This window comes from Candidatus Chordibacter forsetii, from assembly GCF_964187505.1.
In the GTDB taxonomy this organism is placed as follows: domain Bacteria; phylum Verrucomicrobiota; class Verrucomicrobiia; order Opitutales; family Seribacteraceae; genus Chordibacter; species Chordibacter forsetii.
Genome location: NZ_CAXLML010000126.1, coordinates 1 through 11,094, shown reverse-complemented (window position 1 = coordinate 11,094; position 11,094 = coordinate 1). Strand labels below are relative to the sequence as shown.

7 protein-coding genes and 1 pseudogene are annotated in these 11,094 nt (G+C 47.1%); 2 read left to right on the top strand and 6 right to left on the bottom strand.

Features of this window, described 5'->3' with window-relative positions:
• Positions 1-591, top strand: a pseudogene (locus tag ACKPQ4_RS05770) (PIG-L family deacetylase); the annotation flags it as partial.
• Between the two features lie 25 nt (positions 592-616).
• Here ACKPQ4_RS05770 and ACKPQ4_RS05765 read toward each other — a convergent pair.
• The 4 genes from ACKPQ4_RS05765 to ACKPQ4_RS05750 all read right to left on the bottom strand — a co-directional run bounded on the left by ACKPQ4_RS05765 (position 617) and on the right by ACKPQ4_RS05750 (position 6,772).
• On the bottom strand, positions 617-1,357 hold the full coding sequence (locus ACKPQ4_RS05765) for a hypothetical protein (RefSeq protein WP_407680250.1): 741 nt from the start codon (positions 1,355-1,357) through the stop codon (positions 617-619).
• Positions 1,358-1,494: 137 nt separating this feature from the next.
• Positions 1,495-3,726, bottom strand: a complete 2,232-nt coding sequence (katG, locus tag ACKPQ4_RS05760) for a catalase/peroxidase HPI (RefSeq protein WP_407680249.1) — start codon at positions 3,724-3,726, stop codon at positions 1,495-1,497.
• A 131-nt stretch (positions 3,727-3,857) separates the two neighbouring features.
• Entirely contained in the window at positions 3,858-5,252 is a 1,395-nt protein-coding gene (locus tag ACKPQ4_RS05755) for an NAD(P)(+) transhydrogenase (Re/Si-specific) subunit beta (RefSeq protein ID WP_407680248.1), read from the bottom strand.
• On the bottom strand, positions 5,252-6,772 hold the full coding sequence (locus tag ACKPQ4_RS05750) for a Re/Si-specific NAD(P)(+) transhydrogenase subunit alpha (RefSeq protein ID WP_407680247.1): 1,521 nt from the start codon (positions 6,770-6,772) through the stop codon (positions 5,252-5,254). The genes ACKPQ4_RS05755 and ACKPQ4_RS05750 overlap by 1 nt, the downstream gene beginning before the upstream one ends.
• Positions 6,773-7,077: 305 nt before the next feature.
• On the opposite strand from ACKPQ4_RS05750, the gene ACKPQ4_RS05745 reads away from it, so the two are divergent.
• Positions 7,078-8,910 (top strand): DEAD/DEAH box helicase, encoded by a 1,833-nt coding sequence (locus ACKPQ4_RS05745; RefSeq protein ID WP_407680246.1) that lies wholly within the window; start codon positions 7,078-7,080, stop codon positions 8,908-8,910.
• 74 nt (positions 8,911-8,984) lie between these two features.
• Here the strand turns inward: ACKPQ4_RS05745 and ACKPQ4_RS05740 are convergent, their stop codons facing one another.
• Together ACKPQ4_RS05740 and ACKPQ4_RS05735 are read right to left on the bottom strand one after the other, a co-directional pair.
• On the bottom strand, positions 8,985-9,755 hold the full coding sequence (locus tag ACKPQ4_RS05740) for a ThuA domain-containing protein (RefSeq protein ID WP_407680245.1): 771 nt from the start codon (positions 9,753-9,755) through the stop codon (positions 8,985-8,987).
• Positions 9,756-9,780: 25 nt separating this feature from the next.
• Positions 9,781-11,094: family 16 glycoside hydrolase (locus tag ACKPQ4_RS05735; protein ID WP_407680244.1), on the bottom strand; the 1,314-nt coding region annotated here is incomplete at its 5' end.

Here is an 11,094-nt window from a genome sequence, read left to right as displayed (position 1 = left end):
CAGGGTGCCTGTAATTGGATTGGTTTTGAGCTCATACAAACTGGGGAAAATGGATTGGATCGAATACGACCGGAAACTGCCAACGAGGCTCCCAACCACTGGTCTAATTCGGTTGATATTCTCACAGAAATTTTCCTCAAGCATCAACCCGTGGCTATCTTCGTTCCTCACGCCAGAGATTGGAACCAGACCCATCTCGGTACTCACCTTCTGGCAATCGATGCTTTAAAAAAAGCCAAAGGATTGTCTCCTCTTATTATTGAAACGGAATACTGGGGACAAATGCCTCACCCTAACCTGATGGTTGAAAATACAGTGGAAGAAGTTGCCGATTTACTTGGTGCCCTGTCACATCATCGTGGAGAACTCGAGCGCAACCCTTTTCACCTTCGACTGCCCGCGTGGATGCAGGACAATGTCCGTAGGGGTGCTGAAGTGGTGGGCGGACAAGGAGGAGACGCTCCAGACTTTGGCTTTGCCACCCTCTATCGCGTGAATCGGTGGGAAGATGAAAAGCTTACACCCGCCTGGTCGAGCGGAAAGATGCTTGGCTCCAGCGAATGCTCAAAACAATCCCTGCTCAAGGCTTAAGCTCTTATTTCTCAATAGAAGAGGGTCAGAACTGGGCCTCGAGCGAAACACCAAAATGAAAAAAATCCTTGAGGGAAACATCGCCCTCAAAAGAAAGGTCACGATTAATGGCCCAGGATTGGGCCCCGTGAAAAACCAAACCAAGACGATCACTCAATGCTCTTCGTCCATTTGCATTAAGCGAGATATGATTCCATCCATCATGTCCGTCGCTAACAAAATCTTGGTTCCAACCGAGTGCTGTCCCGAAACTCGATTCCCATAAATCAGAAATCTCAACGGATTTAGAGGTGGTCCATTCAAAGAAGCTTCCCTTTGCATCAACGGAATAAACCAAGTCAAGTCCGCTGGCCAAACCAAAAGGTAAAGCATCATATGAAAAACCTGCACCCCATTCTGAATCAGAAATTTCCTCAACCGGAAAGAGCAAATGGGTGTATGAAATATAGTACTCAATATTTTCAGTTCTTTGAATTACTCCCACTCCAAGGTGAAGCTCGCGAAAATCATTACTGGAGGAACGACCATACCATAGACCTCCAAAAAAGTGGTCGTAAGATGCCTCCACACTACTCGACCAAAGGGACCCACCATCTAGGGAGTCCCGACCTTCAAGTGCATAGCGACTCTCCCAACCACCATGAGCATGAATATCAATAGCATCATGAAGGTGAAGCATTTGGAAAGGCTTGGACGCCTCGCCTTCATGAGCAAAAACCCATGTTAATAAAATCGAGTATAGAGTAACTGGGAAAAATACCTTCATAAGATACATGGAAAAACTCATCTAAATTTACTGGATGAATAAGGGCCTTATCGCAATACTTTTGCACTAAAAAAATAGGGCAAAAAAAGACCGATGGAATGAACCATCGGTCTTTTATGGTGAAAATAGAAAAGGTTTTATTTTAGATCAAAACGATCTAAGTTCATTACCTTTGTCCATGCGGCAATAAAGTCGTGCACAAATTTCTCTTTAGAGTCTGAACATGCATAAACCTCGGCATAAGCACGTAAACGGGAGTTCGATCCAAAAATCAAATCTGCCCGAGTTGCCGTCCACTTGACATCGCCAGAGTTACGATCAATCCCTTCAAACTCTTCAGCCTCCTCATTTACTGGTGACCACTTGGTGGCCATATCGAGTAAGTTAAGGAAGAAGTCATTAGTTAATGCACCCGGGCTTTGGGTAAACACACCATGCTTAGATTGACTATGATTGGCCCCAAGTACACGCAGGCCACCGATAAGGGCAGTCAACTCGGAACCAGTCAGGGTGAGTAATTGAGCACGATCGATAAGCAAAGCTTCCGTAGAAACACTATATCTTTTCTTGGCGAAATTACGGAATCCATCAACCATCGGCTCCATTACCTCGAACGAATCGATATCGGTTTGCTCCTGCGAAGCATCCATTCGACCGGGAGTGAAAGGAACGGTGATTTCAACACCCCCCTGTTTCGCGGCTGCTTCCACAGCAGCTCCTCCACCAAGTACAATTAAGTCAGCCAAAGAAACTTGCTTACCAGCGGAACCGAATTCACTTTGGATCGCTTCCAATCGCTCCAAAACCTTCGCTAACTGAGTTGGTTCGTTGACCTCCCAGTCCTTTTGGGGAGCTAGGCGGACACGAGATCCATTAGCTCCACCTCTCATATCGGAACCCCGGTAAGTAGATGCAGATGCCCAGGCCACGGAGACCAGCTCCGCGGTAGTCAGACCGGACTCAAGAATCTTTGCCTTAAGTGCAGAGATATCCGCAGGGTCAATTAAATTGTGATCACAGGCAGGTATGGGATCCTGCCAAATTAATTCTTCAGCAGGAACATCTGGCCCAAGATAACGGGACTTTGGCCCCATATCTCGGTGCGTAAGCTTGAACCAGGCACGGGCAAATGCATCGGCATATTTATCTGGATTCTCTAAGAAGCTACGGGAGATTTTTTCATATGCCGGATCCATGCGCATCGACAAGTCAGTGGTTAGCATCGTCGGCTTGCGCATTTTTCCGGGATCAAAGGCATCGGGTATAGTTTCTGGAGCATCCTTGGCCACCCATTGTTTAGCCCCTGCAGGGCTGGTGGTTAGTTCCCACTCATAATTAAAAAGATTTTCCAAATAATTGATTCCCCACTTGGTGGGAGTATTTGTCCAGGTAACTTCCGGTCCCGCAGTAATCGCATCCGAACCACTGCCCGATCCATAACTGCTGGTCCATCCAAATCCCTGCTCCTCAATATTGGCGGCTTCGGGCTCAGGTCCGACATGAGATGCATCTCCTGCTCCGTGCGTCTTACCAAAAGTGTGACCGCCTGCAATGAGGGCCACAGTTTCTTCATCATTCATCGCCATCCGGCCAAAAGTTTCTCGGATATCGTGAGCAGCAGCGAGTGGGTCCGGGTTACCGTTGGGTCCTTCTGGGTTAACATAAATCAAGCCCATCTGTACGGCGGCAAGTGGATTCTCCAGGTCGCGCTCCCCCGTGTAACGCTTGTCGTCCAACCATGTACCCTCAGCACCCCAATAAATATCGTCCTCAGTTTCCCAAATGTCAGGTCGCCCCCCACCGAAACCAAAAGTCTTGAAGCCCATAGACTCAAGAGCCACATTACCAGTGAGAATAAAAAGATCGGCCCAGGAAATTTTCCTCCCGTACTTTTGCTTGATTGGCCAAAGGAGCCGGCGAGCTTTGTCAAGGTTCCCGTTATCAGGCCAACTATTAAGGGGTGCAAATCGTTGTGCGCCCGTACCTCCCCCTCCGCGACCATCTGCGGTACGATAGGTACCAGCGGCATGCCAAGCCATACGAACAAAGAAGGGACCATAGTGACCAAAATCAGCCGGCCACCAGTCCTGAGAGTCGGTCATCAAAGCGACCAGGTCTTTTTTAAGACCTTCATAGTCAATGCTCTTAAATTCTTCCGCATAATCAAAATTATCTCCCATAGGATTGGATGGGGCATCGTGCTGATGTAAAATGTCGACCTTCAATTGATTGGGCCACCAATCTTGATTGGAAGTACCTCCGCCGGCAGCGTTCTCAACCGGACATTTGTCTATGGTTGTTACAGGTGCTTGTTTACCGTGGCCAAAAGGGCATCCGCCCCCTGATTGCGATGAATTTTCTGTGCTCATAAATAGGTAGGTTTAAGTTACAAATTAAGACACTAAATCTACACAAGAACAATGTTTTGGCAAGCCCCTGAGAAAGGCAAGTTATCCACAGGGCGAAGAAATTAGGCCCTGGTCCTTGAATTAATTTAAAACTATTTCAAAGCAGATAATACCTGCCCCAAAGAATCCTTGGCATCGCCAAACAACATCCGGCAATTTTCCTTGTAATAAAGTGGGTTTTCAACCCCTGAATATCCGGTAGCCATACTTCTCTTAAGGGCTATAACCGTCTTTGCCTTCCAAGCTTCAATCACGGGCATTCCTGCAATCGGGCTATTCTCCTCTTCCAGTGCCGAAGGATTGACGATATCGTTAGCTCCTACGACCATCAGAATATCGACCTCGGGCAATTCATCATTCACCTCGTCCATTTCAAATACAATATCGTAAGGAACATTTGCTTCTGCTAATAATACATTCATGTGTCCCGGCAGTCGGCCAGCAACGGGATGAATCGCAAAGCGAACATTTACATCCTTATCGCGCAAAGTCTCAGTTATCTCTTTGACCACATGCTGTGCCTGGGCAACAGCCATTCCGTACCCCGGGACTATCATTACTTCAGTTGAATCTTTCAACTCTTCGGCAACTTCCAACGCACTTGTCTCGGTAATCGAACCTTCGATCTCACTGCTTGCCCCTCCTCGGCCGGAACCAGTCCCAAAGCCTCCAAAGATTACATTGGCCAAGCTACGATTCATCGCATTACACATGATATAACTGAGAATTGCTCCGCTGCTTCCCACCAACGCACCAGTAATAATAAGTAAGTCATTCTTGAGCATGAACCCAGCTGCAGCGGCGGCCCACCCGGAATAACTGTTGAGCATGGAAACCACCACGGGCATATCTGCACCTCCGATCGCCACGATCAAATGCACACCAAGCACGAGAGAGATGGCGATGATAATGAGCAGTGTGATAAGTGCGGCATCATGCCCCTGACCAAGGAACTGTGCACCCAAATAGATGGATGCCCCAACCATGCCAAGGTTCAAAAAGTGTCGAAAAGGAAGCAGGATTGGTTTGCCACTCAGCGAACCTCGTAATTTACCGAATGCTACCACTGAACCCGTAAAGGTCACACCACCAATAAACACACCAAGCAGAATTTCGATCTCATGAATGAGTTTGTCCGTACCTGCGAGTGAAGTGTGAGTAGTATCAAGAAAACTTGCAACCCCGACCAAAACCGCGGCCAAACCTACAAAACTGTGCAGAATCGCGACCAATTCTGGCATCGATGTCATCTCTACTCGTTTTGCCATAACCGCCCCAATGATCGCACCTCCAAGCATAAGAGGAATCAGCAGCTCGAAGTTGGAAACCTTACCACTCATGAAAGTGGCAAATATGGCCAATGCCATCCCGATGATTCCATACAAGTTCCCGCGACGGGCATTCTCTTGTTTAGAAAGTCCTCCCAGGCTTAAGATGAAAAAGATCCCCGATACGAGGTAGGATGTTGTAACTAGTCCTTCGTTCATTACTTGCGAAACATTTTCAGCATGCGCTGGGTTACGAGAAATCCACCCGCCACGTTAATGGTGGCGACAAATATGGCCACCCCGGCGAGCCAGGGATTGGCTCCTGCCATAAAGAGCATTCCTCCAATGAGAATAATTCCACTGATTGCATTGGTTACACTCATTAATGGAGTATGCAAAGAAGGTGTTACATTCCAGACCACCATGTAGCCGACAAAACAAGCGAGAACAAATACGGTAATTTGATCAAGAAACTCACTCGAGCCCTTCCATCCAAGTGCAAGTAAACCAACAGCAAGCAGACCGAGAAGAAAACCTCCAGAAAGCAAAGGATTGCTTTTTTTCTCAACTTTTTCTCCTTCTAATTTGAGCTCAGGCATTTTCTTAGGTGCGACCGATGTTTCGACCGCAGGAGGGGGCCAACTTAATTCCCCCTTGTCCAAAACCAAGGCACCGCGCACCACTTCGTCCTCCTGATTAATTTTAAATTCTTCGGCATTGCCGAGTAACTGTACTAGTTTGACTAAATTATTGCCGTACAATCGACTCGATTGAGTCGGTAATCGAGAAGGGAAATCAGTGTATCCAATAATTGTGACCCCGTGGGCAACAGTAACTTCACCACTCACAGTTAATTCACAATTCCCACCACCTTCTGCGGCAAGATCAACAACCACAGATCCGGGCTTCATACTCTTTACCATCTCTTCGGTTATTAATACCGGAGATTTTTTCCCCGGGATCATCGCAGTAGTAATGATAACATCCACCTCTGCCGCCTGCTCGGCAAATAGCTTCATCTCTGCCTCGATAAATTCTTTACTCATCACCTTGGCATAACCTCCGGACCCAGACCCATCCTCCTCAAAATTCAATTCTAGAAATGAGGCACCCAGGCTTTTCACCTCTTCTTTAACCGCAGGCCGGGTATCAAATGCGCGAACAATCGCTCCCATATTACGGGCAGCTCCGATCGCAGCCAGCCCGGCAACCCCTGCTCCAATGATCAAGACTTTAGCAGGCGGAACTTTACCGGCTGCAGTAATCTGCCCGGTAAAAAAACGCCCAAATACATGTGAGGCCTCAACCACCGCACGATAACCAGCAACATTGGCCATGGAGCTCAAGGCATCCATCGATTGAGCCCGTGAAATACGGGGCACGCAATCCATAGCCAATAAATTGATCTTCCTTTCTCCCAGCTTCTTTAACAGTTCTTCGTTTCTTGCAGGATAAACAAAGCTAATTAGGGTGGATCCCTCTTTTATCATCCCCACCTCTTCAAGGCTTGGAGGAGTCACCTTAAGAACAAGATCACCCTGCGACCATACCGTAGTTGCATCATCTACAATAAGTGCTCCAGCCTCCTCGTACGCGGAGTTGGAAAGATTGGCATTCTCTCCAGCTCCTTGTTCAATTACTACCTCGTATCCGAGCTTGGCGAATGCCGAAATATTGTCCGGAGCGATCGCAACTCTCTTTTCTGAGGCTTGAGTTTCCTTAGGTATGGAAATGATCATAATAATAATAAGTTAAATGATTTTTCCCCCATTCATAACCTTATGGCAAAGATAAAGTTGTCTCTGCACTTTTATTCAAAAAAATATATTCAGATTTTTAAGAATCAGCCTCAATATTGCTTACAATAGAACTGCCCTTTTTACGACTCGTCATATGCCAGATTAGTGTTATTGTGATTCTTTGAAATAAATAATCACGCCTTGGAACAGAGGCTCACAAATGGATAGTATGGATTCATAAGAAAAGTGAGCAAAGGTTCTAATGTGGTATGAACCTGAGCAACCCCTAGAACCAATTACATCTTATGAGCGATCAAGAACTCCCTAAAGAGGAAAAAGAACAGAAAGAAACCGATAGCCCTAAATTCGAAGATTTCGATCTTTTACCTGAAGTCCAACAAGCAGTAGCCCGTGCTGGCTATGAGACTCCATCCCCTATTCAACGCCGGTCTATACCGCCAATCCTCGAGGGGCACGACCTTTTGGGTGTAGCCCAAACTGGAACCGGTAAAACTGCCGCCTTTGCCCTGCCTTTGCTCTCCCGACTCGACCCCAACCTAAGAGCGGTACAAATGCTCTGCCTCGCACCTACTCGAGAACTTGCGATACAAGTTGCTGATGCCATAGACGGCTTTGCGGAAAATATTCCCAACTTACGGATTGTACCCGTATATGGAGGCACTGGATACAGCGAGCAAATCCGAGAACTTAAAAGAGGGGCACAAATTGTTGTGGGCACTCCCGGACGCGTCATGGATCATGTGAAGAAAAAATACATGAAACTCGAGCAGTTAAAAGCAATGGTGCTCGATGAAGCAGATGAAATGCTAAGTATGGGATTCATCGAAGATATCGAATGGATTCTTGAACAAACTCCAAGCGACCGACAAACCGCACTTTTTTCAGCCACAATGCCAAAACAGATTCGGAAATTGGCGGACAGGCACCTCAACGAACCAGTGGAAATCACCATTGCAGTCAAAAGAGAAAATGCCCCTAACATCCGACAACGTTTCCTCAAGGTACGACAGCACGAAAAGATCGAAATGCTATCCCGCATTCTCGAAATAGAGACTTTTGGAGCTATGCTTATTTTTGCCCGCACCAAAAATGCAACCACCGATATTGCTGAAACACTGGTGGCAAAAGGATACCCTGCGGAAGCACTTAATGGGGACATGCCGCAAAACCTTAGAGAGAAAACTGTCGACCGACTGCGTAAGGGTCACATCAAAGTCCTTGTGGCTACCGATGTTGCCGCCCGTGGGCTCGACGTTGATGTCATCACCCATGTGGTTAATTACGACGCACCTTTTGACCTTGAGTCCTACACTCACAGGATAGGACGCACTGGACGCGCAGGTAGGGAAGGCGATGCCATTCTTTTTGTCACTAATAAGGAGATGCGAATGCTCAATGCAATCGAAAGAACTTTAAAATCCAAATGCGATGAATACACATTTCCTACTTTGGAGGAAATGAACGAGCGAAAACAGAAAGAATTTTTTACCCGTATGGAAGATGCTCTTACTGCCAAAGATCTGTCTGATTACCGACAAGCCATCCAACAATTTCTCGAAGAAAGTGGAAAAGACTCAGTCGATGTAGCCGCAGCCCTCGCTTATCTCGATGCCGGTAAGAAACCTTTGCTTTATGATGAAATGCCCACGCCTAAAAGATCCAAGCGTGAAAAAAGAGAGCGAAATGGAAACAGGGATGAACAATATGTTAGTAACGACGACTTACAAAGCTACCGGGTGGAAGTCGGTGAATACCATGGAGCAGAGAAGCGCGATCTAGTTGGAGCGATTGCCAATGAGATTGGGCTAGATACCAAATTTATAGGTAAAATTCGTATGTTTAAGGATTATTCCTTTATCGATCTCCCCAAGGACATGCCCCATGATGTCGTGGAAAAGCTCAAAGAAGTTTGGGTTCAAGGACACCAGCTTAATCTCTCGATCGATCGTGGCCGACCTCGCCCAGAAGGCAAAGGGAGGAAATTTGGCGGCACCGGCGGTGGCGGTGGAGGTTTTCGTAAAGGAGGAGGTTTCCGCAAGGGTGGAGGTGGCGGCTACAAAGGTGGCGGTGGTGGCGGAAATTTCCGCAAAAAATCATCGGGGAGATACGAAAAGTAATTACCCTTAACCGTATTATCCCCACCTTGCTAGGTAGCCTTCCTAACAGTGGAAGGAAATGTTAAACGGAAATATTATTTAGAGGTAGCCCAGCGAACACCGTTACTAATCAAATCTAGAAATTCTTTGGTCGATACCGTCTCGTTGTGGTGACCAATAGTTGTTCCGAAGACCCTTCCTTTCCCATACTCGTTCACCCACACGCAGGGCTGTGGTTCAGCGGGCTTGTGCTTGGCTCCATTGTCTCCATAAGCAAGTACCTTTGTGCCTTCGCCCACATCTAAGACATAGTAAAGTTCGCCCTTTGGGGTCCTCCATTTGTCTGGCATGTCCTTGATCGCCGGATGATCGGAAAACTCTAAAACCTTAGTGACATCGAATGGCACATGCGGACCATGACCGTGAGAATGTACACCAAGCAATTTATTCCAACTCTTCTCAATCGGTTTTTGGCCTTTAACAAAAATATGGTAGGAGTGCATGGCACAGTGCATGGCGATGGCGGGTACTCCCTCTTCGTGCACCTTGACTATCGAATCTATGAAAGCCTTGTCATCCTCCCGAGCGAAGCAGTGGTTGTAAAAAACAAAATCATAGCCATTTGCCCAACCCTCCTTACTTAACTTGGATTTGCTCTCGCGTGGATCCATGTCAAACATCACCGTCCATTTTACCGGCAAGCGTTGGCTAACCCCTTCCATGATAACATTTTGTTGGAAACCATAGTCATGATGCCCTCCCCCAGTTACAAGAAGCCCCTTGAGAGGCTTACCTGAATGATCGTCCGCCCAAAGACCGACAAGAGATGAGAGGAGAAGAATGGTAAGGAATGATGGTACTTTCATAAAATTCAAATAGCTAGAGGATTTGTTACTGCTTGGTTACCCAGCGTACCGCATTACCCAACAGATCAAGGTACTCCTTGGTGGAAACCGTCGAGTTATGATGACCTATTGTAGTGGAAAAAATTCTTCCCTTCCCGTGCTGATTCACCCAAATGCACGCTTGTGGCTCTAAGGGTTTTTTGTTTTTTCCATTGTCTCCATAAGCAAGCACTGTTGTTCCGGGATAAATTTCTTGAACATTGTAAAGCTCTCCTTCTGGAGTACGCCAACCATCAGGCAAATCTTTAATAACTGGGTGCCCCTCATTTTTCTTCACAATGTTTACAGTGATAGGCTCTTTAGGTCCATGACCCTTGGAACTGGCACCCAACATTTTTGGCCATGCCTTGACCTCACCTTCCTTCGCAGGCACATTCCAATGATAAGAGTGCATGGCACAATGTAACGCGAGTGCAGGCTTTCCTGCTTCATGCACAGCGGTTACTGACTCAATAAACTCTACATCTTTCTCAGAGGCGTAGCAATGATCGTAGACAATATAATCAAACGAATCCGCCCAACCCGTTTGGTTGAGAAAAGCTTTGGACTTCTTCCCGTCCATTTCATGAAATACTTCCCACTTGGTCGGCACTCTGGCATTGATTCCCTCAATAATAATATTCTTCTGCTGCCCATAATCATGGCAACACCCACCAGTAAAAAATAGAGCCTTTAATGCCTTTTTTGTAGAACCAGTTGTTTTCTTTTCTTCCATGTCTACAGCCCAGATATTTCGATATCGCACGGGATTGCCATGGTCCTGCAGGCTCAAAGGCCCCTTATCACCATGCACTTTATAAGGGCGGACCGCGTGAGGACCAGCCCATCCCGTTCCACCGGTCAGTTCGACATCATCATGGATCAAGTGCCCGTTATGGATCACGCGGAACTTAGCCCGTCGGGTAACCTTGCCCTGCTCATCAAAAAGTGGACGGGTAAAAGTAATATCGTAAGTCTGCCACTGACCGGGAGCCCGGGAGGCATTGACCATAGGCTTGGCCCGGCCGTAAAGTGCACCACACTGACCATCGGGATAAGTGGAATTTGCATTTCCCCCAAAAGAATTAAGAACTTGAATCTCATATTTCCCCATGAGGAATACCCCACTATTCCCACTCGCTTGCCCAGTTCCTTTGGATGGTGCGGGCGTGGCAAATTCTAGGTACAAACGACAGGAACCGAAATCCTGCTTGGATCGAATGTATCCACTCCGAGGAACCGCAACCAAAGCTCCATCCTCGAATGTCCACTTGGTGGGAGAACCATTCATCGCCGTCCAATTAGACATCGAACTCTCGGT